The sequence below is a fragment of the Thermohalobaculum xanthum genome (assembly GCF_016623495.1).
Taxonomy (GTDB): Bacteria; Pseudomonadota; Alphaproteobacteria; order Rhodobacterales; family Rhodobacteraceae; genus Thermohalobaculum; species Thermohalobaculum xanthum.
The window spans coordinates 1-24,717 of record NZ_JAEHHL010000007.1 but is presented as its reverse complement, the minus strand read 5'-3'; the positions used below and the strand labels follow the sequence as shown (position 1 = coordinate 24,717).

Genomic DNA, 24,717 nt, shown 5'->3' with positions numbered 1-24,717 from the left:
CCAGAGATGGCGACGATCCCGACAGATCCGCTGTTCGGCCAGCAATGGTATCTGCTGAATGGCTCGGGCGGGTTGGACCTCAACATTGTCGATGTCTGGGATGAATACACCGGCGCCGGCATTCAGGTCGCGCTGATCGATGACGGGTTCGATCTGGGCCATGCCGACCTGGCCGCAAACTTCCGCACCGACATCGATTTCGACTACACCGCCTTCGACACCGTTCCCCTTCCCGGCGCCGGCGAACATCACGGCACATCGGTCGCCGGAATCATCGGCGCGGCCGAGGGCAACGGGATCGGCGGCGTCGGGGTGGCGTGGGACGCGACCCTCGTGGGGTATCGCAACGCCTCGGACCTCATGCTCGACAGGGCACTACTGGATGCCGCCGGGCTTGGCGATGGCATCGGCAATGTCGCCGGCACCGGAAACGGCTCGGACGTCGTCAACATGAGCTTCGGTTTCCACCCGCTCTTCCTGAGCGATGCGTCGTTCGACCGGATCCTCGACGCGATGGAGCGAGCCGCCGCCGACGGCCGCGGGGGGCTTGGCACGATCCTTGTGAAGTCCGCCGGCAACGGCCGCGCAGTACCCGGCAGCGTGTATCGCGAGGAAGGCACGACCGAACTCCTCGACACCTCGGCCTTCACCATCAATGTCGGGGCCGTGCGCTCGGATGGCTGGGTCACCGGGTTCTCGACGCCGGGCGCCAACCTGCTGGTCACCGCATTCTCCGATGACGCGCTGAACGGGTCGGCGATCGTGACGACCGACCGCACCGGAAGCGCCGGATACGTGAATGGTGACTATCTCGCGAGCTTCGGGGGGACGTCGGCCACGGCGCCGCAGGTCAGCGGCATCGTTGCCCTGATGCTCGAGGCCAATCCCGAGCTCGGCTGGCGCGATGTCCAGCAGATCCTCGCGCTCTCGGCGCGCCATGTCGGTTCGGCGGTCGGAGGGCCGGCGAATGGCGGTGCGCCCGCGGATGGCGCGTTTGAGCAGGCCACCCAGGCAAACGGCGCGAGCTGGTTCTGGAACGGCGCGACCAGCTGGAACGGGGGCGGGCTGCATTTCTCGAACGATTACGGCTTCGGCCTGGTGGATGCCAAGGCGGCGGTCCGCCTGGCCGAAAGCTGGACGCGGCAGTCAACCTCTGCCAATCGCGTCGAGATCGCCCACGATCTTCTGAATGCGACCCAGGTGATCCCCGACGGCAGCGCCACGGGAGCAAGTTTCTCGGCGACGCTTGCCCCGGGGGTCGATGTCGAGCACGTCTCGGTCGAGGTCGCGATGAGCGTCGCGTTTCTCGGTGACCTCGAAGTATATCTGACCTCGCCCTCGGGAACGCGCGTCCAGCTCGTTGCGAGCACGGGCGGAAGCGCCAGCTTCTCGGGGCGCTGGAGCTTTGGCACCACGGCGCTGCTTGGCGAGAGCTCCGGCGGAACCTGGACCGTGACGGTCGTCGACAACTCGCGGGCCGACGCAATCACGGTGAGCGACATCGTGCTGCGGGTCTTCGGCAGTGCGGCAAGCGATGACGACGCCTGGATCTTCACCGAGGAGTTCTCCGAGCTGGCAGGCGATGGGCGCGTCGTCAACTTCGCTGGAGGCGCGGGCCACGACACGCTGAACGCCGCGGCCGTCGATGCGGCCGCGGTCATCGATCTCGAGGCAGGTACCGGCGAGATCGACGGCATTGCCATAAGCTTCTCCTCGATCGAGCAGGTGTTCACGGGCGACGGTGACGATCATGTCGTCGGCAGCGGCGGGGCGGATCGCTTCAGCACCGGGCGCGGGAATGACACCCTCAACGGCCGTGGCGGCGCCGACATCCTGATTGCAGGCAGTGGCGACGATGCCTTCATCGTCGACGCGGGCGCGACACCCGGCCCCGGCGCCCTGATCGACGGCGGCGAAGGGCACGACGCTCTCATCCTGGGCGTGGCCGCCGCCGGGGGCGAGGCGGTTTACGACTTCACCGGAATCGACTTCCTTTCGATCGAGGAGCTTCGCTTCGCGCCCGGCGGCGGCGCGCAGTTGCGCTCGGCGATCTTCGAGGACCAGGAGTTCGACACCCAGGGCGAGTTCTCGCCCGACCTGCTTGTCCGGGGCGATGACGCCGATGGCGCGACCGAGCGCATCGTGATCCGGATGGGGGTCAACCAGACGCTCGATCTTTCGGGCTGGCGCTTCGCCGACTGGGGCGGGCAGGGCGAGGTGGTCGAGATCATCGGCGACATCTCGGACGAGACGGTCGTCTCGACGTCCGAGGCCGATGTGATCGCAACGGCTGGCGGCAACGACAGCGTCCTTGCGGGCGCCGGCGATGACTGGATCGATCCCGGCGCGGGGCGTGACACCGTTGATGCCGGAGCCGGCGATGACGTCGTGATCGATGCCGATGGGCTCGCGGCGCTGAGCGCCGCCGACAGCCTCGATGGTGGCGCCGGCGTCGACACGCTGGTCGCCATTGGCCCGTGGGATCAAAGCGTGATCTTCGACCTCGGCCTCGGCCTGCACAGCGCAGGTGGGCTGACGCAGCAGATCATGAACTTCGAGAACCTCACCTTGTCGGGTTCGGCGCAGGTCATCGGGAACGACGCCGCCAACGAGATCATCGTCACGGCGGACTTCGCGTCTGCTGGCAACCGAATTGTGGCCGGGGGCGGCGACGATCTCGTTCGCACGGGCTCGGGCGACGACTCCATCGACGGTGGAGAGGGGCGCGACCTGCTCGAATCCGGCTTGGGCAACGACGTGATCCTGGGTGGTGGCTCCGACGACACCATCTTTGCGGGCGCCGGGCACGATCGTGCCGAGGGTGGGGCGGGAGCCGACACCATCTGGGGTGAATCGGGGGACGACACGCTCGATGGCGGTGCCGGCAACGATGTCGTGATGGGGGGCATCGGGAGCGACACCATCTCGGGCGGCGGTGACGATGACCGGCTCGATGGCGGGACGGGGGACGACAGGATCACGGGCGGTGCGGGGAACGATCGGATCTTCGGACGCTTCGGCGATGACGAGTTGCTCGGCGACGAGGGCGATGACTGGATCGAGGGTGGCGTCGGCCACGACCGGCTGCTCGGCGGCGCGGGGCGGGATGTCCTCAGCGGCGGGCATGGCGACGATACGCTCGTGGGCGGGGCCGGGGATGACCTGCTCGACGGCGGCGCCGGAGCCGACATCTTCCTCTTCGCCTCGGACGCCGATGGCAACGACCGGATCGGCGGGTTCGAGGATGGGCTCGATCGCATCCAGTTCTCAGGCCTTTCCGGTGTCGACGGCTTTGCTGACCTGGTGGTCATGGCGCAAGGGGAAGACAGCCTGGTGAAGGCGGGGACGGTGACCGTCCTTCTGGTCGGCATTGCCGTGGACCTGGTGGATGTGGACGACTTCATCTTTGCCTGAATGGCAGCCGCAGCGTTGCCCCGAACGGCTTGAAGTCATGACCGATGTCGATGCAGGGTCGCTCACGTGGCGCCGATTGGCGAGCGACGCGCGGAGGCAGGCATGGCGACCGGGACACCGATCTGCGATTTTGGCTGGAAGGCGCCTGATTTCAGCCTGCCCGGCATCGACGGAAAGAATTACTCCCGCGCCTCGCTGACCGGGCCGCGCGGATTGCTGGTCATGTTCCTGTGCAACCACTGTCCCTATGTCCGCGCCGTCGAGACCCGGATCGCCCGCGACGCGCGCGACCTTGCGCCCCTGGGGATCGGTGTCGCCGCGATCTGTTCCAATGATGCAGCCGCCTATCCCGATGACGGGCCCGATGGTCTGCGCGAGCAGGCCGCCCGGGCCGGCTTCGGCTTTGCTTACCTGATCGATGCGGAACAAGCCGTGGCGCGGGCCTATGGCGCGGTCTGCACCCCGGAATTCTTCGGGTTCGATGCCGGGCTCGGACTGCAGTACCGCGGCCGGCTCGACGCCTCGCGGCGCGAGGCCGGGCCCGATGACTTGCGCCGCGACCTGTTCCTCGCGATGAAGCAGGTCGCCGAAACGGGCCAAGGTCCGCGCGAGCAGATCGCCTCGGTCGGCTGTTCGATCAAATGGAAATGAGTTGCATGTCGTTGCCGCTTGCCAAGATGCCCCGCGCAGTGATCTTCGATCTCGACGGCACGCTTGTCGACAGCGCGCGTGACCTCCACGCGGCCGCGAACGTGATGCTCGCCAGGCTCGGCCGCGATCGGCTGGAACTCGGCCAGATCACCAAGTTCGTCGGCAACGGCATCCCGAAGCTCGTGGAGCGATGTCTTACCGCGACCGGGGGCAGCGATGGCGCGGTGCTCGACCACGCGCTTGCGCGCTTCTTCGACGCTTACAATGCCGCGCCGTCGGCGCACACGGTGCCCTATCCCGGCGTGCTGGCGTCGCTCGACGCGCTGGCCGAGGCAGGATGTGTTCTTGGCGTCTGCACCAACAAGGCGGAGGGTCCGACGGTCCAGATCCTCGAGGCGCTGGGAATGGCGTCGAAATTTTCCGCAGTCGTGGGGGGCGATACGCTGGACGCGATGAAGCCCGACCCGGCGCCGCTCCTGCTCTGTCTTGACCGTCTGAACACGCCTGCCGCGGATGCGCTTTTCGTCGGCGACAGCGAGATCGACGCAGCGACCGCGCGGGCGGCGGGCCTGCCCTTCGCGCTCTTCACGCGCGGCTACCGCAAGAGCCCGGTCGAGAGCTTCGAGACGGCGTTCGCCTTCGACGAGTTCTCTCGCCTCGCTCCGTTTGTGCTCGGGACCACCCGCGCCGCCTGATCCCAATCCACACGTGTGCAAGCGGGTGGTTTGCACAGGATGCAATTGTATTATGCTTTCCGGATCCCCATCTCGCCTTGGGGATGGATCGAACGGAGGGCGCAATGAATCCGGATGTGACAGCCTATTTCGACGAAGCGACCAACACCGTGTCCTACGTCGTCCGCGACCCGGGTTCCGCAAAAGCCGCGATCATCGACTCGGTGCTCGATTTCGACCAGGCCGCGGGCCGCACGATGACCGCCTCGGCCGACCGGATCATTGCCGATGTGCAGGCCGAGAAGCTCGAGGTCGAGTGGCTGCTCGAGACCCATGTGCATGCCGACCACCTCTCGGCTGCGCCCTATCTCCAGCAGAAGCTCGGCGGACGCATCGGCATCGGCGAGAACATCACCGTCGTACAGGACACGTTCGGCAAGATCTTCAATGCGGGCACCGAGTTCGAGCGCGACGGATCGCAGTTCGACCGCCTGTTCCGCGAGCAGGATCGGTTCGAGATCGGAGCATTGTCGGGTTTCGTGCTGCACACGCCCGGCCACACGCCGGCTTGCCTGACCTACGTGATCGGCGATGCGGCCTTTGTCGGCGACACGCTGTTCATGCCCGACTACGGCACGGCGCGCTGTGACTTCCCCGGCGGATCGGCGGCCGACCTTTGGGAATCGATCCAGAAGGTTCTGAGCCTTCCCGACCACACGCGCCTATTCATGTGCCACGACTACAAGGCGCCGGGCCGCGACTGCTTTGCCTGGGAAACCACCGTGGCCGAGGAGCGCGCGACCAATGTGCACATCGCCGGGCGCAGCAAGGAAGAGTTCGTGGAAATGCGCGAGGCGCGCGATGCGACGCTGGGCATGCCCCGTCTGATCATCCCCTCGATCCAGGTAAACATGCGCGCGGGCAACATGCCGCCCGCCGAGGACAACGGGACAGTCTATCTCAAGGTGCCCCTCAACCGGCTTTGACGGAGACTGACATGGCGGACTGGGGCTTCGGCCTGCTGGGCGGGCTGATGATCGGGACGGCCGCAGCGATCTTGCTGCTCGGGACCGGCAGGATCGCGGGGATCAGCGGCATCGTGGGCGAGGCGCTCGCCGGGCGTCGGCTTGACGACGGGTTGCCATTTCTGGCCGGCCTGATCGGCGCGCCCGCGGTTGCGGCGATCATGACCGGCGCACCTGTCGTCGCGCCCTCGGCGCCCACCGGTGTGCTGGTGGTCGCGGGATTTCTCGTCGGGATCGGCACCCGCATCGGCAATGGCTGCACGTCGGGTCACGGGGTCTGTGGCCTGTCCAGACTTTCGCCGCGCTCGATCGCAGCGACGGCAGCCTTCATGTCGGCAGCCGTCGTGACCGTGTTCGTGACGCGCCACCTGCTTGGAGGGGCCTAGGATGCGGCAGTTGACGGCGGGACTTGCCGGCGCGCTTTTCGGCCTCGGCCTTCTGGTTTCGGACATGGTGAATCCGGCACGAGTGCTTGCCTTTCTCGACGTGGCGGGAACCTGGGACCCGACGCTCGCCTTCGTGATGGGCGGCGCGCTGATCCCCATGGCGATCGCGTGGCGCGTGGCCGCCCGGCGAGGGCGGGCATTGAGCGGCGCCGCGATGCCGGGCCCGGCCCGGGGCGCGATCGACCCTTCGTTGATCGGTGGTGCAGTGCTGTTCGGCATCGGCTGGGGGCTGGTCGGCCTGTGCCCGGGGCCGGCGCTCGCCATCATCGGGATGACGGACGCATCGGGCATGATCTTCATCAGTTCGATGCTGGCCGGGATGCTCGGCTGGGCGTTCCTCTCGGCCATGCGCGCACGCACCGCCTGACGGACGCGGCGGATCGGCAACCTCGCTGCCTCGATCCTGCATCGTTTGACCGTGGATGGCGTTCAGGGCGACACTCGGACGTCGGCGCAGGCGATGGACGGGCCGCGGAATGGCAAGGGGTGACGTGAACGGTGAGGCGCCGGCATGACGACGCGGCGTCGCGCGAGGGTAGGGCTACGGCTGCGGCTCCTCGCGGGCAGCGGCATGCTGGCCGTGCTGGCGGCCCTTGCCGCGTTGCTCGCCGCCTATGGTGCCGCGCAGTCGGCGCGCCAGATCGATGCGGCATCGAGCGCCGAGGCCCGGATCGAGCTTTTCGGCGCCTTGTCCGGCCGTGTCGGGGATTATGCCATCGTCGCGGTCGAGCAGGCCGGTGCGCCAAGCCTCGACGCGGACGAGCGGGCGGCACGCATCGGATCGCGTGCGGCGCAGGTGCGCGCAGCCTTCGACCGGCTCGAGAGCGCGCTTGCCGGCGCGGTTGCCGATGCCCGTGCCCTCGGGGTGGACGAACAGGCCGAGCGCGCCACCCGCGGTCTCGGTCTCGCCCGCATGCGCGCCCTTTTCGAAGCCCTCGACAGGGCGGTTGCTGCTGTTGTTGCCGAGGGTCGTGGCAATGCCGGGGGCGACGCAGAGGTCGGTGCAGCGACGCTGCGCGCCGAACTCAACAGCTTCGCCACGCGCTTTTCGCCGCTGCTCAGCCAGGCGATCGACGAGGAGCGCCGCACCCGCGATGCGGCCTTTGCGGCAGCCGAGCGTCTGCGTCTGGGTCTCGCGCTCGCCTCCGCGGGCGTGATTGCTTTCGCGGTGCTCGCGGTGGTGCTTTTTCACGTCGGAATCACCCGGCCGCTCGTCATGCGCCTTGGCGCCGCCTCCGAGGCCGCGGCTGCGATAGGTCGAGGCGGCTTCGCGACGCGTTTGGCGGGCCGCGGCCATGATGAGTTGGGTCTGCTGTTTGCGCAGCTCAACCGGGCGGCGGCGCGGCTTGGTCGTGACCGCGCCGCGATCGACGCGGATCGCGCGAGGCTCGAGGAGATCGTGGCCGAGCGCACGCATGAACTGAGCGAGGCGAATGCGCGCCTCGAGGCCGCCGACGCGGAACGTCGGCGCTTCGTCGCCGATATCGGGCACGAATTGCGCACCCCTTTGACCGTGATCCTGGCTGAAACCGAGCTCAACCTCGCCTCGGAGGCGGAGGACGCGTCCGAGGCACGCGCATCCTTTGCGACGATCCGGGCGCGGGCGCGTCGCCTGAACCGACGCATCGACGACATCCTGCGCATTGCCCGGTCCGAGAGCGGCCAGATCGATCTCGAGTCGGAAAGCTTCGATCTCGCCGCCGCCGCGTCCGAGGCGGTCGATGACGTCGAGGGGCTCGCGCGGCGTGCCGGCGTCCGGATCGAGGTCAACGCCCAGCCAGCGGTTGTCGCGCGGGGTGACCGCGACTGGACCCGGCAGGTCGTGGCCGGGTTGCTCGACAATGCGATCCGCCACTCGCCGCGATCGGGGCGGGTCCGGGTCACGGTCGCACCCGCCGGCGAAGCAAGCGTCGCCGTCGCAGTGATTGATGAGGGCCCAGGTATCACCGCGCAGGACAAGGAGTTGATCTTCGGGCGTTTTGCGCGCGGCGGCGCGGGGCGAGGCGAGAACGGGAGCGGCACCGGTTTCGGCGTCGGTCTCGCCCTTGCAAGATGGATCGCCGAGCGCCAGTCTGGAACCATCGAGGCGATGAGCCCCGCGCCCGAACCCGTCGGGCCGGGTGCGCGCGGGCCCGGCGCCGCGTTCCGCCTGGTCTTGCCGGTTCCCGGGACATCGGGCGGCGCCGTAGGTGGCGATGCAGGAGAGAACGGCGCATGACGGTCCCCAGACGCGTCCTGATTGCCGAGGACGACGTGGATATCGCCTCGACGCTGTCGCGCGGCATGGAGCGCGCCGGCTACGAGCCGGTCGTCGCCCACGACGCCGCCAGCGCCATGGCGGCCGCGCGTGCCGCGCCTCTGGCCGCTGCGGTGGTGGACATGATGCTGGGCACCGATCGGGGTGAAGAGCTGGTGCAATGCCTGCGCGTCGCGGGGATGGACGGGCCGATCCTGGTGCTGTCGGCGCTCTCGGCGGTTGAGGACCGCGCTGCGGGAATCTCGGCCGGCGCCGATGATTACATCGCCAAGCCCTTCGATCTTGCCGAGCTGATGACGCGCCTGTCGCTGCATGCGCATCTGCGCGCGCGCGAACCCGGCGTGTCGGGCGCGCGTCCGGACGGCTCGATCCGCGTTGCTGGCCTGACCTACGACCCGCAGCTGCGCGAGGCGATCGGCGCCGGCCATCGCGCATTGCTAACCCAGCGCGAGGGCGAGCTCTTGAGCTTTCTCGCGCAGAACCTGAACCGGCTGGTGAGCCGCGGCGAGATCTTCGATACCCTGTGGGCGACGGAGGGTGGCTCGTCCGAGAATGTCGTCGATGTCTATATCGGCTACCTGCGCCGGAAGCTTTCGCCGCGCGAGGCGTTTGGTGTTCAGATCCGGACAGTGCGCGGAAGAGGTTTCATGCTGACGGACCGGCTGGATGACTGACCCGAGAACCATTTGGCGCGGGTTCCGCCTCGCGATCACTGCGCTGTCCCTGAGCGCCGCCGTCGTCGCGGGGTGTTCCGCCTCGGCATCGGCCGAGAGCGCGACCGGATCGGCGGCGCCCGGGGTTGGGCTGCTTTTCGATGCGCACCAGCTTGACGGGCTCGCCGACGGTACCGCGCTTCATTATGCCCATGCGCGCGAGGTAGCGCCGGGATCGCCAGCGCCTGCGGTCGAAGATGGCGCACTGCGCCTTGCCCTCGGCGCCTCCGAGTCCGAGGTGACCCTCGTCGAGGGCACACGCACGCGTCGCCTCGACCCGTTCCCTCGGGCTTCGGGAAACCCGGTCTTCATCGTCTTTCTCGAGTCGATGCTCAGGGCCGTGGCGGCCCAGACCGGGGGCAGCCCGTTCTACCTGCGCAACCGGATCAAGGAGGCGTTGTGGAAAGGCGCTGTCGCCACCCCCGTCTCGGTGCGGCTGGGCGATGCCGAGGTCGCGGCCGAGCGTCTGAGCTACCAGCCCTTCGCGGCGGACAGTCACAAGGCCGAGCTCGGGGAGCTCGCGGGCCTGACGATCGAGTTCGTTCTGGCGGAGGGCGCGCCCGGGCGGTTTGTCAGCCTCACCGCCGCGACGCCGGACGGCGGCGCCACACCGTTCCGGGAGGAGATCCGATTGATCGGGGAGACTTTGGAATGACGCGAACGCTGTGCACGGCCGCGCTTGCCGCTGCGATGTTCTGCGCATCGGTGGCGCATGGCCAACCGGTGCTGAACGATTATCCGACCGAGGCAAGGGCGGACTATGTCTTTGCCTGCATGGCCGCGAACGGACAGACGCGCGAAGTGCTGTCGCGCTGTTCCTGTTCGATCGACGTGATCGCGTCGATCCTGCCCTATGATCGCTATGTCGAGGCGGAAACCGTGCTGTCGATGCGCCAGGTGGGCGGCGAGAAGACGGCCATCTTCCGCAACGCCGCGATGATGCGCGAGGTGGTTGCCGACCTGCGCCGCGCGCAGGCCGAGGGCGAGATCCGCTGCTTCTGAGCCGGGGTTCGGCGCGTCCTTTGTTCAGGTGGCGCCGCCCGTGATGGGCAGGCTCCGGTCGAAGACGCTGCCTTCCGTGTCCGTCGCGTGAACGTGGAAGACGCCCGAGCCGTTGTCGGTATACGTGAAGCGGAACGCGGGATCCTCGCTGATCGAGATCCCGGCAGTCATGCGGAACACCAATTCCTCGCCCTGCTTCACCTCGAGCGTGTCGATGAAGTGCGCCGGAATGTAGAGGCGCGTCACCTGGTTCATCTGGAGGCCGGAGTAGTTCGGGTGCCGGACCATTACCTGAGCCTCGTGCCGCGCGCCTGACATGGGCGCAGCGGACGCCGCTTCTGCAGCGATCTGATCGAACAGCCTGAGCTTCATCTGCCCCAGCGCCGCGATCGCCGCGTCGGCGTCCTTCAGCGCCGGCGCCGAGCAGCCGCCCGAGGCCTTCACATAGCGGCCAACCATGTAGAGCGCGCCATCCTCGGTCTCGGCGATGGCGCGAATGTTCGAGTAGGCGTTCACGCGGACGCGGGTCGAGAGATCGAGGGCGCCCATGGCAGGGCCGATCTCGAACTCGGCGGCGACGGGGGCGGGGTTCTCGTCAACGACCAGCGTGAGGCGCACGACACGCGCATCCGTGCCGGGCAGGGCCCGGATGTCGACCGGCACGATCGCTGCGTCGTGCGCGCGATATGGCGCGTCGAGCGTGAACAGCGCCGAGCCGTCGCGGATCTCGCGCTCGCCCACGATGTCGTGGCGCAACGCCTCCCAGGTCTCGCTCGGCTGCATCGGGTTCTCCACCTCGCTCGCGGCGGCGCCGACCGGGGTCAGCATCGCCATTGCGGCGAGCGCGAGCAGAGTACGGCGGGTGCGGTCGATTGTGAGAGCCATGGTCCTTCCCACTGCATGCGCACGAGACCGGCTGCCGCCACATCCCTGTTCCGGGGTAAGGGGACGGCACGCCGGATGAAGGGCGTAGTCTACACGATTCCTTTGAGGGCAAGGATCACAATCATGCGCGCGACCCGAGCGGTGCGCGCCGCAGCTTGACCCCCGCGATGCCTCCCGCCAGCCTCGACGCTGGTTCCGCAACTTTTCGGGGACCCGGAGGAGCAGATGTTCGAGCTCGTGCTGAGCCTTTGCCTTGCTGCCGATCCGTCGGTTTGTGCCGAGCGACGGATCGCGCCGGCGGTGGCGGACGAAGAGGCGTGCCACGAGACCGCCGACATGCGCGCGGCGGCGTGGCTTGCGGCGCATCCCGGCCTGGCGCTCGCTGGCTGGACCTGCGGGCCGGGCGCGCCCGATCCCCGCTTCGCAATCGCAGAGGTCGCGGAAGGCATCCACGTCCATCGCGGTCGGCACGACATCGCGCGTCCCGAGAACGCGGGCGATCTGGCGAATATCGGTTTCATCGTTGGAAACGAGGCCGTCGCCGTCATCGATGCGGGCGGAACGCGCGCGGTGGGCGAGGCGCTTCTGGCGTCGATCAGCGCCACGACCGATCTGCCGGTGCGCTGGGTGATCCTCACGCACATGCATCCCGACCACGTGCTGGGGGCAGAGGTCTTCGCCGAGGCGGGTGCGCGCATCATCGGCCATGCGAAGCTGGCGCGCGCGCTGGCGGCGCGGGCCGAGACCTACGAGGCCAACATGCTCAGGCTCGCCGGGCCGCAGGCCATGCTTGGCACCCGGGTCGTGCTGCCGGAGGAAGGCGTCGAGGGCGTGCGGGAAATCGATCTCGGGGGCCGGGTGCTCGAACTGGCGGCGCATCCGACCGCGCATACCGACAACGACCTGAGCGTTTTCGACCGGCAGACCGGGACGTGGTGGGTCGCGGACCTGGTCTTCGCCGAACATACGCCGGCGATCGACGGATCGATCAGGGGGTGGATTGCCGAGCTCGAGGCGATGCGCGCCCGGCCGGCCGCGCGCATCGTGCCCGGCCATGGGCCCGCGGCGCTGCCATGGCCCGGGGGAAGCGACGCGACCCTTGGCTACCTGCAGGCACTGGCCGGCGAGACGCGCGCCGCGATCCGGCGTGGCGAGACGATGAACGAGGCGATCCGGCATCTTGGCGAGAGCCAGCGCGGAAACTGGGAATTGTTCGACGAGTTCAACCCGCGCAATGCCTCGGCGGCGTTCCAGGAGCTGGAGTGGGAATGACACCCGCGGCGCATGTTGGTCGGGGCTTTCACGCGTGAAATCTTTGTAGGCACCTGATTCTATTGGTCAAAATAGTTGATACTCAGAATGGCGCCAGCGTGAGCGGGGGCTCGGAGCAGACATGCGCCTTGCCCGCGGCTCAGGGTAGCTGCGCCATGATCGTGCGGGCGAGCCAGAAGGCGCGCTGCTCGAGGATCACGGGGGACTCGCAGACATAGGTCAGCGACTGCTGGCGCTCCTTGAAGATGCGCGTGTCCCACAGGATCTGGTCCTGTAGCGCCTCGAGCTTGTCGGCTTCGTCGAAGCTGAGGCTGGGGCGCGCCTCGAGGGCGCTCGCGGCCTCGCGGGTCGCGTCAAGCCGATCGGCCAGCGCCGTCTGCTTGCGGGCATAGCGCCCGATGCCGCCGATGATCTGCGTGCGCTCGGCGTCGATCAGTGCGAAGGCGCCTGCGAACAGCAGGGTCAGGCGTTGGGCCCGGTCTTCGCCGAGGCCCGCGGCAAAATCGGCGATCAGCGCCTCGGCCTCCGCGTCCGAGGTGCGCCGCGCCGCCAGCAGGTGCGCCAGCTCCGCGACGTCGGCGTCGGCGCGCCAGTCGGGCAGGGGATCGGGGATCGGCGGGCCGGCCCACATCTGGCCAGGCCACAGATGCGGCACCTTGCGCTGGATGCACGGCCACTCGGGATCCGAGAAATCGGCCGCCCGGACAGGCGACGCCGTCACCGCCAGCGACAACGCCAGAGCCGCGAGGAAGGCGGGCGGGAAAATGCGGTTCATGCTGTCATCCTCTCCCTCGTCGGGCTGGCCGGGCGTGGGCGGCGCGCCACATCCTCGCAAATGCTGACCTCGCATGACCAGACCCGCCCCCATTTTTGCTTGCATTACCCGCATGGCGCCGTCACGCTGCAATGCAACATGATGCATGTTTGTGCGATCCGGATGGATCGCCCAGTAATACATCAACAAACGCACGATGGGGAGGCAGACCCGCGGGATTGAGGCCCGCGGCGCAACAGGTGTGCATGGGAAACCAAGATGATCGAGCTAGTATTCGTCGCCTGCCTGCTCTCCGCTCCGGATCGGTGCGAGGAGAAGGCGCTTCAGTTCGTGGATGTGAGCCACATGGCCTGCCTGATGGGCGCGCAGCCGCAGCTTGCCGAGTGGACCGAGTCCCATCCGAAATGGCGCATAGCGCGCTGGTCCTGCCGCATTCCGGGCGCCAAGCAACGGATCTGAGCAGGGTGGGTCTCAACGGCCCGGACCACCGCGCCGGGCGATGAGGCCCTTTGACGGGTCGTATGCGATGATCGCCGCGCCGAGAAAGGCGGCGGCGACGCCCGTGACGACACCCGCCGAGAACCAGTCGATCCGCATGTAGAGCGCGAAGCGGATCAGTTCGACCGCGTAGGTGAAGGGGTTGATCGAACAGATCTGCCACAGCAGCAGTGAGCTCTCCTTCATCCGCCAGAGCGGGTAGAGCGCCGAGGACGCGAAGAACATCGGGAAGATGACGAAGTTCATCACCCCGGCGAAGTTCTCGAGCTGTCGGATCGCCGACGACAGGAACAGCCCGATCGCGCCCAGCATGAGCCCCGCCGCCACCAGGGCCGGGAAGGCCGCGAGATAGCCGCCAAGCGGCGGGCGCACGTCCCAGAACCACGCGACCGCGAGGAAGGCGTAGCATTGCAGCACGCCCACGGCGGTGCCGGCGATGAGCTTCGCACCGAGCAGAAACCAGCGCGGGAAGGGGCTGACCAGCAGAGTGCGCATCGCCCCGGTCTCGCGGTCGTAGACCATGCTGAGCGAGGACTGCATCCCCTGGAACAGCAGGATCATCGCGCAGAGCCCGGGGGTCACGTAGACCTCGTAGAGCACATAGGTCTGGTAGGGCGGCTGGATCGAGAGCCCGAGCACCGCGCGAAACCCTGCGGCGAAGATGAAGAGCCAGACGAGCGGGCGAACCAGCGCCGCGAGAAAGCGCTCGCGCTGGCGGGCGAAGCGCAGCGCCTCGCGCCAGACGATGCCGCGGAAGGCCGTCATCCGGCCGGCCCAGCCGAGGCGCGTCGCGGGATCGTCGGGGCCGGTCATGCGGCTGCCTCGGGCGCCGTGCCGGTCATTGCCACGAAGGCGTCGGCGAGCGCCGCGCCGCCCGAGAACTCGGCGGCCGTGCCCCGCGCCAGCACCTTGCCGAGGTGGAGGACGACCAGCCGGTCGGTCGCCTCGATCTCGTCGAAGAGATGGGTGGCCCAGAGCACGGCGACCCCGTCCTCGGCGACAAGTGCGCGCACCAGCCGGACCACGTCGCGCCGCGCCGCCACGTCGAGCCCCACCGTCGGCTCGTCGAGCAGCAGCAGCTGCGGGCCGTGCAGAAGCGCGCGCGCGACCTCGACGCGGCGCACCTGGCCGCCGGACAGGGCCGCGACCGGCGTGTCGGCGCGCTCGATCAGCCCGACGCGTGCGAGCAACGCATCACCGCGTTCGCGCGCCTCGGCCCGGCCGATGCCGTGCAGGGCGGCGTGATAGGCCATGTTCTGGCGCAGCGTCAGCCCGGGGTCGAGCGCGCGCGACTGGAAGACGACGCCGATGCGCGCGAGCGCAGGCCCAGGCGCACGGCGCACGTCGTGTCCCGCGACCCGGATGCTGCCGGTGACATTGTCGTAGAGCCTGGTGATGAGCGAGAACAGCGTCGTCTTGCCCGCGCCGTTCACCCCCAGGAGCGCGGTGAAGCTTCCGCGCGGCACGTCGAGCGAGACCTGGTCGAGCGCGGTAACCTTGCCGAAGGCATGGGTCACGTTCTCGACCGCAAGGGCTGGTGGTGCACTCACAGGTGCGGATTTCCTTGCATCGCCCGGCCGGAGATGGCCGGGCCGTCACTGGATGGTGATCTGAACACGCTGGCTCTCGCCCGTCGAGCCCGGGATACGCAGTTCGTAGCGGCCCGGCTTGATCGCGATGAAGCTGAACTCGGCCGTGCCCTCGTCGTCGAACTCGAGGCTGTCGATCGCCATCGGCCGGACCTCGATGTCGTTGATCACGATCTCGTCCATCCAGATCGCGCGGAAGAACTCGGGCCCGGTGATGGCCAGTTCCTGCGTGCCGTCGGCGATGATCTCGATCTCGTAATAGGCGCCCGACTGCAACGCGAGCGGCGCCTCGGCAAGCGGCTTGCCGGCGCTGAGCGTGATCGGCGGGAGCTCGGCCTTGTTGCACTTGGCAAGCAGCCCGGCGAAGCCGAAGTCGGTGCAAAGCGGCGCCGCCATCGCGGCCGACGCGCCAAGCGTGATCCCGAGCGCTGCGGCCGCGAGTGCCGTGGTGATCCTTCCCTTGGTCATCGTTCCTGTTCTCCGATCTCAGTTGGGGGCAACGACCACGCCCCAGGGCTGCTGGCCGACATGAACCGATTTCACGACCTCGAGCGACTCGACATCGATGAACGAGACGTCGTTGGAATTGCCGTTCGTGGTCAGGAGCAGCTTCTCGTCCGGGGTGAAGGCGAGCTGCCACACGCGCTGGCCGACCAGAAGATACCTGTCGACCTCGAGCGTCCCGCCGTCGATCACGGCGACCCGGTTGGCGGGGCCCAGCGCCACGAAGATCTTGCTGCCGTCCGAGGTTACGCGCACGCCGACGGGCTGAAGCGCTTCGGGCGGCACGCCGGGCACGCTGAAGGAAATCACCTTCTCGACCGCCTGCGTCGCCGGGTCGATGACGGTTACCGTGCCGCCGATCTCGGCCGAGACGAAGAGGCGCGAGCCGTCGGCGGTGAACTGCGCGAAGCGCGGGCGCTGGTCGACCAGCACGTTGGCGAAGATCTCGAAGCTCTCGCTGTCGATGAAATGCGCCATGTTCGTCGTCTCGGAGGTGTTCACGACGACGCGCCCGTCGGGGCTCACGCCCATGCCCTCGGGCTCGACGCCGACGGGCACCTCGGCCAGTACGGTGTGGCTCTCGACATCGACGACGGTGACGATGTTGTCGTCCTCGTTGGCGATGTAGAGCGGGTTGCCCGAGGGGTGGAGGACGAAGAGTTCGGGGTCCGGTCCCGAGGGCAGCGTGTGGAGCTGCTGGTAGGTCTTCGCGTCGAACACCCGCACGGTGTCGTCGTCCGAGGCGCAGACATAGAGGTGGCGTCCGTCCGGGCTGATGGTGATGCCGCGCGGTCGCTGGCCCGCGTCGAAGGTGGCGATGACCTCCATGCTATCGGTGTCGAGGACGGTGATGTCGTTCCCCTTCTCGTTCGACACGAAGGCGGTGAAGGCGGCGGCCGATGCCGGAACGAGAAGCGTGGCGGCGAGGGCGGCGATGGCTGCACGCATGCGCGAGACCTCCGTCAGTTGAGCTTGCATGTCGACTCGGGCTCGTCCCAGCCCAGCGTGTCGAGGCGGCTGACCTGGTGCAGGAACTCCTGCTGCGGGCTGACCGAGACCATCACTCGGTCGTGGATCAGGAGGATGGGCTGGCGCAGCTGGTGGTTCCAGGGCCGGAAGGTGAGTTTCTGGCCCTTGAAGGCCGCGAGCTCGAATTCCGGGCCGAGGATGTAGTCGCGCAGCACGGCGTAGTCCGTCGAGCGCGTGCGCGTCGCCGCCTCGCCCAGCACGCGCAGGGCGGCCCAGACCTGGAAGTCCACGGGCCGCATGTAGCGGCCCGAGAGCCGCTCGAAACGGCGCTGGAACTGCGTCGCGCCCCAGGCCTCCTGCGTCGGGTGCCAGGTCACGGGCCGCAATCCGGCCGACCCGGCGACGGGTCGCGGCTCCCAGGTCTGGTAGGGCAGGTAGGCGGCGAAGATGTCGCTCTCGTCCGCGGTGATCACGACGTCGTGGTCCTCGGTGTCCTGGGTGAACACGGGCATCTGTTTCTGCACCTGGACATGGCCGGTGTCGGTGCGCCGGGCGCCGCCGGTGTCGGCGAAGACGCGTTCTTCGACGACCTTGGCGCCGAACTTGCGCGCGGCGCGCCGGTAGGCCTCGGCCATGGCGCGGTCATTGGGGTGAGAGCCCTCGATCAGGAACCACTCGTCCCATTTCTTCCATGTCAGGAACTGCGCGAGCGCGTCGGCCAGCATCGCGCGCGACGGCGCCACATGCAGGGTGTTGGCGCGGCACAGCTCGTTGCGCAGCCGGTCGTCAGGCGAGGTCGCGTTCAGGACCAGCGCGCGCTCGCCGGCGGCATCGGCCAGGGCGACGGTCGTCTCGGCATCGGCCATGGTGACGATGAAGCTCGCGCCCTGCGCGATCAGCTGTTCGAGCGTCGCGGCGGCGGTCTCCGGCGTGGCGTCGGCCTCGATCACCTCAAAGGTCTGGCCCATGAAGCGCCCGGTGGTCTGGTTGTCGTCATTGGCCAGCCTTGCGCCGGCGAAGCCGAGGTCGGCGGGCGGCAGGTCGAGCCGCGAGATCGGCAAAGGGTTTCCCTGCTCGACGCGCAGGACGGCGGCGCGCACGACCTGCGGCTCGGCCGGGTGGGCCGGTTGCGCGCCGATCGCGAGGCTTGCAAGACAGACCGCGATCAGGCCGCGGATCCCGCGCATTCAGCTTCCTCCCCTTTTGATGCCCGATTAGGTCGCGAAAGGCGCGGGTGGTCAATCCGGGGTGCACGCGCTTTTTGCTGATAAGAGTTTAATAAGACGCTGGCTTTCGCCGCATGCGCGATGCCATTGCCTGCACCGCCAAGCGGACCTAGGCTCGGGCCATGAGGCATCTTGCGCGTCCCATGCTGTGCGCCATCCTCGCGCTCGGCCTTCACCTGCCGGCGGCCGCGCGTCCGGCCGAGAGCGGCGCGGTGATGGCGGTGGTATTTCTCGACACCTCGACCGAGGGCGAGCTCACCGGCATGCGCGAGGACGAGGCCGCACGGCTTGCCGCGTTCGAGGCGCGGCTGGCCGAGGCCTTTGCTGCGCAGGGGCTTCAGATGGTCGACCGCGCGCCGGTGCAGGCCGAGCTCGACCGGGTGCAGAACCCCGCCAACTGCAATGGCTGCGACGCCAAGGCGGCGGCGCATCTGGGCGTCGACCTCGCCGTCTCGGCCGAGGTGCAGAAGGTCTCGAACCTGATCCTGACGTTCAACGTCTTCGTGCGCGAGGCCGGCACGGGGCGGATGCTGCGCGCGGGCAATGCCGACATACGCGGCAACACGGACGAGAGTTGGCGCCGAGGCCTCGACTGGATTCTTCGCAACCGGATCTTCGCGGCGGGGCCAATCGACGTCGACTGACGCGGCGCGACCCGCGGCGGCGCGCGTCGAGAATCGTGCACCAAGGCCTGCCCTTCGCTAATCTTGGCCAACGGGCGAGGCGCAAGGACCGGTTGCATTGGGAGGGTAACGATGGATTTCGACAAAAAGACGCTTCTTACCGCGGGCGCCGCGCTGGTGGTCGGCCTGCTGGTGGGCAGCGTCGCCTCGGACGATGGCGAGGAGATACACGAGCGCATCGCCGCGGCGATCGATGAAGCCTCGGCCCCGGTGGCAGGGCTTGCCGGTGGCGTCGACGCGGTGAAGGCCGACGTGGCGTCATTGGTCGAACGGCTCGAGGCGATCGAGTCCTCGATCGCCGATGCGGGCACGGCGGCGATGTCGGCCGGCGAGCACGCGGTCGCGGCCGGTGCCGAGGCCCATGCGGTCGGCCGGGCATTCTCGGCCGAAAGCTCGGCCATTCGGTCCGACATCGCGGCGCTGTCGAGCGTGGTGACCAGCATGGCGAGCGAGATGCAGGCCCGCCACGCCGAGATGGACAAGCGGCGCGCCGAGCATCACGCGGCGATGCAGAAATACCTCGCGGAGAACCCCGGCGCGGCGATGCCGGGGATGGGAATGATGACGGGGGCCGGGGCGGCGGCCGCGACCGCTGGCGCATCGGGCGCGGCGTCGGCCGCGCCCGTGGGCGCCCGACCCGGCGAGACCGTGATGCTGGAGGATGGCGCGATCCGTGCCTTCGTGAGCGCCGTCGACGGCGAGGCCGGCACCGCGCGGGTCGCAGTCAACGGTGTCGAGGCGACCGAGCTTGGTCTCTATGGCAGAGACGCGGAAGTGACGGTCGACGGCAAGACCTGCCGCGTGACGCTCGACGGGATCGATCGCGGGCATGTGCAGCTGTCCGCCGACTGCGGCGGCTGAGCCGCAGCGCGATCATGCCGGGCTGGTGCGGTAGACCAGCTCGGCGCCCTCTGCCGCGGCATCGGCCTCGGCAGCTTCCTGCAAGCGCGCATGCAGGGGCGACTTGATGCAGACCGGGTCGGTCGCGCGCGCGTCCCCCGCGAAGGCCATGGCCTGGCAGCGGCAGCCGCCGAAGTCACGTGTCTTGCGGTCGCAGGAACGGCAGGGCTCCTGCATCCAGTCGAAACCGCGGAACGCGTTGAACGCCGCCGAGTGGCGCCAGATGTCGCCCAGATGCGTGCCCGGCGCCTGTTCGAAGACCAGGCCCGGGATGGTGTGCGCCGCATGACAGGGCATCACTCGCCCGTCCGGCGTGACATTGAAGCCGGTCGAGCCCCACCCCCCCATGCAGGGCTTGGGATACTCGGCGTGGTGGTCGGCGGTGACATAGTCGATCACCAGCACACCCCTCAGTCGCTCGCGTGCCTCGGCCACGATCCGGCTGGCCTCGCGCGCCTGGGCGCGGGTGGGCATCAGCGCCGCGCGGTTGCGCGTCGCCCATCCGTGGAACTGGACCGTCGCGACCTCGAGCCGGCGCGCGCCCAGTTCGACGGCAAGCTCGATGGTGTCGGGCAGACGGTCGAGGTTCTGCTTGTGCATCACGGCGTTGAGCGTGAGCGGGATCTCGCGCCGGGCGATCCAGTCGGCAACCTGCATCTTGCGCGCAAACCCCCCGCGATAGCCGCCGATCCGGTCGGCCATCTCGGCGTCCACGCCCTGGAGCGAGAGCTGGATATGCTCGAGGCCGTTGTCCACGAGCGCGTCGAGCCGCCGCTCGGTGAGCCCGACGCCCGAGGTGATGAGGTTGGTGTAGAGGTCGACGGCATGGGCGGCGCCGACGATCTCCTCGAGGTCGCGCCGCGAGGCGGGTTCGCCGCCAGAGAGATGGACCTGGAGCACGCCGATCTCGGCGGCCTGCGCGAAGATCGTGGCCCAGTCCGCGGCACCGAGTTCGCTGGCTTTCGCCGCGAGCTCGAGCGGGTTCGAGCAATAGGGACAGGACAGCGGGCAGCGATGCGTAAGCTCGGCCAGCATCGCCATCGGCGGGCGGGCCTGCACCGCGGCGGCGGGTTCGGGTTGCGCCTGAGTGTTCATCGCGCCTCCGCCATGCGCCGGTCGATCAGCGACGCGAGGAACCTTCCGGCATCCTCGGCGATCCGGTCGCGCGGCGCGTTGTAGGTGGCGGCCAGCCGGTCGACGATCTCGCCGAAGCTGCGCTCGCCATTCGTTTCCGACAGGATCGCGTGACCGATCTGGTCGAGCTTAAGCGTCCGCTCGGGCGCCAGCAGGACCCAGGTGTCGCGCACGCGGTCGAACTTGGTGCGCACGCCGCGCAGCAGGCGCGGCCGCGCGGTCTCGGGCAGTGTGGCGGCGGGGGCGGTCATGCCGCCTGGGCCCGCAGCCCCTCGCCCGGCCGCCAGGCGCCGGGAGGGATGCGGGCGGGTGCGACATAGCCATGCCAGAGCGCGTCGAGTTGGGCCCAGAGCACGTCCGTCTTGAATTCGAGTGCCGCGGCCGCCGCGTCCTGCTTCTCGGCCGTGTCGGCATGGTCCAGCACCCAGGCGAGGCCGAAGGCGACGTCCTTCGGCGCCTCGTCGAGGCGCTTGCGGAAATAGCTCATCGAGATGTCGTCGGCGAAGGCGTAGTGCCTGAGCAGCCCCTCGATCCGCTCGGCATGGATCCTGGGGGCAAAAAGCTCGGTCAGCGAGGAGGCAACGGCTTCGAGCAGCGTCTTCTCGCGCACGAAGCGGACATAGGCATCGACCGCGAAGCGCGTGGCCGGCATCACGCCGCGGGCCGAGGCCACGTAGGCCGGATCGAGCCCGACGGCCTCGGCCAGCTTGAGCCAGCGCGCGATGCCGCCCTCGCGGCCATCCGCGCCGTCGTGATCCTCGATCCGGCTGCGCCATGCTCGGCGAAGCGCTGGGTCCTCGACGCGCGACATGAAGGCCGCGTCCTTCATCGGAATGCGCGACTGGTAATAGTAGCGGTTGACCACCCAGGCGCGCACCTCGTCGGGCGTGCAGTCGCCGCCGTGAAGGCGATGATGAAAGGGGTGCCGGTCGTGGTAGCGCTCGGCGCCGATCTGCCGGAGCCGGGCCTCGAAGGCCTCGCGCGACAGGGGCAGTGCGGTCATATCGCGATCTCCATGCCGTCATGGCCCACGGTCCAGCCCGCCGCTTCGGCCATGCGCCGCTCGGCCGAGCGCGGATCGAGCACCGGGTTCGAATTGTTCATGTGCACGAACACCTTGCGTCCCACGCGAAGGTCCCGGAAGGCGGCGATCGAGCCGTTCTCGCCATCCATCGACAGGTGCCCCATGCGCGCGCCCGTCTTCTTGCCAAGCCCGAGGCGGATCATCTCGTCGTCGCGCCAGAGCGTGCCGTCGAAGAACACGAGGTCGGCGCCCTCGAGCCGGGCGCGAAGCCCCAGCGTCATCCGTGCGCAGCCGGGGATGTAGCAGGCCCGCCGGCCTCCGGCCGCGATCTCGACGCCCACGGTCTGCTCGCCTTCGAGGTCGGTCACCAGGGTTTCCTCGCTCCCCTCGAGATAGAGCGGCACCTTGCCCGGCACGGCGAAAAGCCGCGCGGCGAGGCCGGGGGCGGGCTCGAATGCCTCGCCGAGCGCGATCGCGCGGCGGACGACCAGTTCGCGGTCGAGGGCGTCGAAGATTGGGTTCGCGGCGATCACATCAGCGATCCCGTGCGTCATCCACAGGGTGAAGGCCTGCTTCTCGCGGAGCGTCAGCAGGCCCGCAACGTGGTCGATATCGCCGTTCGTGAGCACGACCGCGCGGAGCGGGACATTGCGCGGTCCGGTGGGGTGGAGCACAGGTGCCATGACAAGCTGACGCCCGATGTCGGGCGACGCGTTCAGGACGACCCAGTCGGCACCGTTCGCCGATACCGCCACAGACGATTGCGTCTGCGCCGGGATCTCGCCCCGGCGCGCCGCCATGCAGTTGGTACATCCGCAGTTCCACTGCGGAAGGCCGCCGCCCGCCGCGGCGCCCAAAACGACCGCGCGAAGGCTGGTCATGGTGCCTCCGCGCCGGGTCGGCGTCGCCTCAGAAGAGGGTGCCGTCCTCGTCGGCCGGGAAATACATGTTGATTTCCATGCCGCAGGTCACTTCTTCGATGATCGGCGCAGTCCAGGCCATATCGGTTTCCTCCGGTTATCGTTTCGCTTGTTCTGGCGGTTCCATCCCGCAAGCTTGTCGCCGCACGAGTTGGTATCGCGGCACGGTCGACAGGATGACGCAGCCGGGCGCAGCGTCAACCTCTTTCTCCTAAGAGTTTCTTGAGAACGGCGCCGCAGACGGGCCGGAAGGGGCCGCCCGCGGCTATGCGCAGGCCGCGCCCGCCGCCGTCCCGCGCGCCGAAAAATCGGCGCGTGGCTCGGCATTCACAACTTTGCGGTTGAAATCGCCGGCCCCGCCCGTCCAACTACACCGCGGCGCCGAGGTGCATGCGTCGCGCGGCGCAACAATGTTGTGCCGCTCGGCCCCGTGGCCCGCGACCGATCAGGAGGGGAGGAGAGAAGGATGAAAACCCGTGCAGCCGTGGCCTTCGAGGCCGGCAAGCCGCTCGAGGTCACCGAGGTCAATCTCGAAGGCCCCAAGGCCGGGGAGGTGATGGTCGAGATCAAGGCGACCGGCATTTGTCACACCGACGAGTTCACCCGTTCCGGTGCCGACCCCGAGGGGATCTTCCCGGCGATCCTGGGCCACGAGGGCGCGGGCGTCGTCGTCGAGGTCGGCCCGGGCGTGAAGTCGCTGAAGAAGGGTGATCACGTCATTCCGCTCTACACGCCCGAATGCCGTGAATGCGATTACTGCCTCAATCCCAAGACGAACCTGTGCCAGGCGATCCGCTCCACCCAGGGCCAGGGGCTGATGCCGGACGGCACCTCGCGCTTCACCACGCTCGATGGCGACCCGATCAAGCATTACATGGGCTGCTCGACCTTCTCGAACTACACGGTGCTGCCCGAGATCGCGGTCGCCAAGGTCCGCGAGGACGCGCCCTTCGACAAGATCTGCTACATCGGCTGCGGCGTGACCACGGGCATCGGCGCGGTGATCAACACCGCGAAGGTCGAGATCGGCTCGCGCTGCGTGGTCTTCGGTCTCGGCGGCATCGGGCTCAACGTGATCCAGGGGCTGCGGCTTGCCGGCGCCGACCAGATCGTGGGCGTCGACCTCAACCCGGGCAAGAAGGCGATGGCCGAGAAGTTCGGCATGACCGACTTCGTCAACCCGAGCGAGATCGACGGCGATCTGGTGGCCTATCTCGTCAACCTCACGAAGGGCGGTGCCGACTACTCCTTCGACGCGACCGGCAACGTGAAGGTGATGCGCACGGCGCTGGAATGCGCGCACAAGGGCTGGGGCGAGTCGGTGATCATCGGCGTCGCGCCGGCGGGCGCCGAGATCGCGACCCGGCCGTTCCAGCTGGTGACCGGCCGCGTCTGGCGCGGCACGGCCTTCGGCGGCGCGCGTGGCCGGACCGACGTGCCGAAGATCGTCGACTGGTACATGGAGGGCAAGATCGAGATCGACCCGATGATCACCCACACCATGCCGCTCGAGCAGATCAATCACGGCTTCGACCTGATGCACGAGGGCAAGTCGATCCGCGCGGTCGTGACCTACTGATCTCGCACAGGCAGTTCCGCACATACCGGGAGAGCGGCGTGGCCCGCTCTCCAGCACATGGAGGTCCCCCATGGGCCAGGACAAGATTTCTGTCTCCCGCTCGGTCACGCTGAAGGCTCCGATCCTCGAGGTCTGGGCCGTCGTCGGCGACTTTCACGGCCTGCACAAGTGGCACCCTGCGGTTGTCGACTCGACGCGCGAGCATGTGGGCGACGAGGAATTCCGCGCGCTCACCTTGGCCGATGGCGGCCGCATCATCGAGCATCTCGAGTCCTCGGGATCGCATTCGTACCGCTACTCGATCCTGCGTGGGCCGCTTCCGGTCGCGCATTACCATGCCCTGATCGAGGCCACCGCCCTGGCCGGCGGCACGCGGGTCACCTGGTCCTCGACCTTCGATCCCACGGCGCCGGACGCGGACAAGGTCATCGCGGGCGTCTATGACGCGGGCCTCGCGGCACTGGCGGAGCGCTTCGGCAGCTGAGCGGGCGCCGGGCGCGATCCGCGCCCGGAACGCGGCGTGACGCGCGGCGCAGATCAATGGAGTTTTCCGGATGTCGATCCCGCAGGAGGGTGG

28 protein-coding genes are annotated in these 24,717 nt (G+C 68.5%); 16 read left to right on the top strand and 12 right to left on the bottom strand.

What is annotated here, in order from left to right; translation table 11 throughout:
• Positions 1-6 precede the first annotated feature (6 nt).
• From H0I76_RS11865 to H0I76_RS11820, 10 genes are all read left to right on the top strand, one after another.
• A complete protein-coding gene (locus H0I76_RS11865) occupies positions 7-3,414 on the top strand; it encodes a S8 family serine peptidase (protein ID WP_200610100.1) in 3,408 nt (1,135 codons plus the stop codon).
• Between the two features lie 102 nt (positions 3,415-3,516).
• Positions 3,517-4,065: a thioredoxin family protein gene (locus H0I76_RS11860; protein ID WP_200610099.1), complete on the top strand. Its 549-nt coding sequence runs from the start codon at positions 3,517-3,519 to the stop codon at positions 4,063-4,065.
• Positions 4,066-4,070: 5 nt separating this feature from the next.
• Complete coding sequence (gene gph, locus H0I76_RS11855) at positions 4,071-4,760, top strand: phosphoglycolate phosphatase (RefSeq protein ID WP_200610098.1); 690 nt, start codon at positions 4,071-4,073, stop codon at positions 4,758-4,760.
• A 104-nt stretch (positions 4,761-4,864) separates the two neighbouring features.
• Complete coding sequence (locus tag H0I76_RS11850) at positions 4,865-5,725, top strand: MBL fold metallo-hydrolase (RefSeq protein WP_200610097.1); 861 nt, start codon at positions 4,865-4,867, stop codon at positions 5,723-5,725.
• Between the two features lie 11 nt (positions 5,726-5,736).
• The gene (locus tag H0I76_RS11845; RefSeq protein ID WP_200610096.1) at positions 5,737-6,150 is read left to right on the top strand and encodes a YeeE/YedE family protein; all 414 of its coding nucleotides are present in this window, start codon (positions 5,737-5,739) and stop codon (positions 6,148-6,150) included.
• 1 nt (position 6,151) lies between these two features.
• On the top strand, positions 6,152-6,577 hold the full coding sequence (locus H0I76_RS11840) for a DUF6691 family protein (RefSeq protein WP_200610095.1): 426 nt from the start codon (positions 6,152-6,154) through the stop codon (positions 6,575-6,577).
• A 144-nt stretch (positions 6,578-6,721) separates the two neighbouring features.
• Positions 6,722-8,428 carry a sensor histidine kinase gene (locus H0I76_RS11835; RefSeq protein WP_200610094.1) on the top strand — a complete coding sequence of 569 codons (1,707 nt, stop codon included), beginning with the start codon at positions 6,722-6,724 and terminating at the stop codon, positions 8,426-8,428.
• The gene (locus tag H0I76_RS11830; protein ID WP_200610093.1) at positions 8,425-9,141 is read left to right on the top strand and encodes a response regulator transcription factor; all 717 of its coding nucleotides are present in this window, start codon (positions 8,425-8,427) and stop codon (positions 9,139-9,141) included. Before H0I76_RS11835 ends, H0I76_RS11830 begins: the two co-directional genes overlap by 4 nt.
• A complete protein-coding gene (locus H0I76_RS11825; RefSeq protein WP_200610092.1) occupies positions 9,134-9,835 on the top strand; it encodes a hypothetical protein in 702 nt (233 codons plus the stop codon). The genes H0I76_RS11830 and H0I76_RS11825 overlap by 8 nt, the downstream gene beginning before the upstream one ends.
• Positions 9,832-10,182 (top strand): hypothetical protein, encoded by a 351-nt coding sequence (locus H0I76_RS11820; RefSeq protein ID WP_200610091.1) that lies wholly within the window; start codon positions 9,832-9,834, stop codon positions 10,180-10,182. The genes H0I76_RS11825 and H0I76_RS11820 overlap by 4 nt, the downstream gene beginning before the upstream one ends.
• Positions 10,183-10,206: 24 nt before the next feature.
• Here the strand turns inward: H0I76_RS11820 and H0I76_RS11815 are convergent, their stop codons facing one another.
• Entirely contained in the window at positions 10,207-11,067 is an 861-nt protein-coding gene (locus H0I76_RS11815; RefSeq protein WP_200610090.1) for a quinoprotein dehydrogenase-associated SoxYZ-like carrier, read from the bottom strand.
• 225 nt (positions 11,068-11,292) lie between these two features.
• Here H0I76_RS11815 and H0I76_RS11810 point away from each other — a divergent pair, with 225 nt between their 5' ends.
• Positions 11,293-12,339: a quinoprotein relay system zinc metallohydrolase 2 gene (locus H0I76_RS11810; RefSeq protein ID WP_200610089.1), complete on the top strand. Its 1,047-nt coding sequence runs from the start codon at positions 11,293-11,295 to the stop codon at positions 12,337-12,339.
• Between the two features lie 139 nt (positions 12,340-12,478).
• On the opposite strand, the gene H0I76_RS11805 is transcribed toward H0I76_RS11810, so the two are convergent.
• Complete coding sequence (locus H0I76_RS11805; RefSeq protein WP_234455283.1) at positions 12,479-13,114, bottom strand: hypothetical protein; 636 nt, start codon at positions 13,112-13,114, stop codon at positions 12,479-12,481.
• 258 nt (positions 13,115-13,372) lie between these two features.
• On the opposite strand from H0I76_RS11805, the gene H0I76_RS11800 reads away from it, so the two are divergent.
• Positions 13,373-13,573, top strand: a complete 201-nt coding sequence (locus H0I76_RS11800; RefSeq protein ID WP_200610088.1) for a hypothetical protein — start codon at positions 13,373-13,375, stop codon at positions 13,571-13,573.
• Positions 13,574-13,585: 12 nt separating this feature from the next.
• On the opposite strand, the gene H0I76_RS11795 is transcribed toward H0I76_RS11800, so the two are convergent.
• From H0I76_RS11795 to H0I76_RS11775, 5 genes are read right to left on the bottom strand one after another with little or no spacing between them, the layout of a single operon-like run.
• Positions 13,586-14,425, bottom strand: a complete 840-nt coding sequence (locus H0I76_RS11795) for an ABC transporter permease (protein WP_200610087.1) — start codon at positions 14,423-14,425, stop codon at positions 13,586-13,588.
• Positions 14,422-15,162, bottom strand: coding sequence for an ATP-binding cassette domain-containing protein (locus tag H0I76_RS11790; RefSeq protein WP_200610086.1), 741 nt, complete (start codon positions 15,160-15,162; stop codon positions 14,422-14,424). Before H0I76_RS11790 ends, H0I76_RS11795 begins: the two co-directional genes overlap by 4 nt.
• 45 nt (positions 15,163-15,207) lie before the next feature.
• Positions 15,208-15,669, bottom strand: a complete 462-nt coding sequence (locus H0I76_RS11785) for a cupredoxin domain-containing protein (RefSeq protein WP_200610085.1) — start codon at positions 15,667-15,669, stop codon at positions 15,208-15,210.
• 18 nt (positions 15,670-15,687) lie between these two features.
• A complete protein-coding gene (locus H0I76_RS11780; RefSeq protein WP_200610084.1) occupies positions 15,688-16,653 on the bottom strand; it encodes a YVTN family beta-propeller repeat protein in 966 nt (321 codons plus the stop codon).
• Positions 16,654-16,667: 14 nt separating this feature from the next.
• Positions 16,668-17,861, bottom strand: a complete 1,194-nt coding sequence (locus H0I76_RS11775; RefSeq protein ID WP_200610083.1) for an ABC transporter substrate-binding protein — start codon at positions 17,859-17,861, stop codon at positions 16,668-16,670.
• 161 nt (positions 17,862-18,022) lie between these two features.
• Between H0I76_RS11775 and H0I76_RS11770 the strand changes: the two genes are divergently transcribed.
• Together H0I76_RS11770 and H0I76_RS11765 are read left to right on the top strand one after the other, a co-directional pair.
• A complete protein-coding gene (locus H0I76_RS11770; RefSeq protein ID WP_200610082.1) occupies positions 18,023-18,544 on the top strand; it encodes a DUF3280 domain-containing protein in 522 nt (173 codons plus the stop codon).
• A 111-nt stretch (positions 18,545-18,655) separates the two neighbouring features.
• Positions 18,656-19,444: a hypothetical protein gene (locus H0I76_RS11765; protein WP_200610081.1), complete on the top strand. Its 789-nt coding sequence runs from the start codon at positions 18,656-18,658 to the stop codon at positions 19,442-19,444.
• A 12-nt stretch (positions 19,445-19,456) separates the two neighbouring features.
• On the opposite strand, the gene pqqE is transcribed toward H0I76_RS11765, so the two are convergent.
• From pqqE to pqqA, 5 genes are read right to left on the bottom strand one after another with little or no spacing between them, the layout of a single operon-like run.
• On the bottom strand, positions 19,457-20,578 hold the full coding sequence (pqqE, locus tag H0I76_RS11760; protein WP_200610080.1) for a pyrroloquinoline quinone biosynthesis protein PqqE: 1,122 nt from the start codon (positions 20,576-20,578) through the stop codon (positions 19,457-19,459).
• Positions 20,575-20,868 (bottom strand): pyrroloquinoline quinone biosynthesis peptide chaperone PqqD, encoded by a 294-nt coding sequence (gene pqqD, locus H0I76_RS11755; RefSeq protein WP_200610079.1) that lies wholly within the window; start codon positions 20,866-20,868, stop codon positions 20,575-20,577. Before pqqD ends, pqqE begins: the two co-directional genes overlap by 4 nt.
• A complete protein-coding gene (gene pqqC / locus H0I76_RS11750; protein WP_200610078.1) occupies positions 20,865-21,620 on the bottom strand; it encodes a pyrroloquinoline-quinone synthase PqqC in 756 nt (251 codons plus the stop codon). Before pqqC ends, pqqD begins: the two co-directional genes overlap by 4 nt.
• Positions 21,617-22,522 carry a pyrroloquinoline quinone biosynthesis protein PqqB gene (gene pqqB / locus H0I76_RS11745; RefSeq protein ID WP_200610077.1) on the bottom strand — a complete coding sequence of 302 codons (906 nt, stop codon included), beginning with the start codon at positions 22,520-22,522 and terminating at the stop codon, positions 21,617-21,619. The genes pqqC and pqqB overlap by 4 nt, the downstream gene beginning before the upstream one ends.
• A gap of 28 nt (positions 22,523-22,550) precedes the next feature.
• Positions 22,551-22,643: a pyrroloquinoline quinone precursor peptide PqqA gene (gene pqqA, locus H0I76_RS11740; protein WP_200610076.1), complete on the bottom strand. Its 93-nt coding sequence runs from the start codon at positions 22,641-22,643 to the stop codon at positions 22,551-22,553.
• A gap of 384 nt (positions 22,644-23,027) precedes the next feature.
• Here pqqA and H0I76_RS11735 point away from each other — a divergent pair, with 384 nt between their 5' ends.
• Together H0I76_RS11735 and H0I76_RS11730 are read left to right on the top strand one after the other, a co-directional pair.
• Positions 23,028-24,140, top strand: coding sequence for an S-(hydroxymethyl)glutathione dehydrogenase/class III alcohol dehydrogenase (locus tag H0I76_RS11735; RefSeq protein WP_200610075.1), 1,113 nt, complete (start codon positions 23,028-23,030; stop codon positions 24,138-24,140).
• 70 nt (positions 24,141-24,210) lie between these two features.
• Positions 24,211-24,624 (top strand): SRPBCC family protein, encoded by a 414-nt coding sequence (locus H0I76_RS11730; RefSeq protein ID WP_200610074.1) that lies wholly within the window; start codon positions 24,211-24,213, stop codon positions 24,622-24,624.
• Positions 24,625-24,717 lie beyond the last annotated feature (93 nt).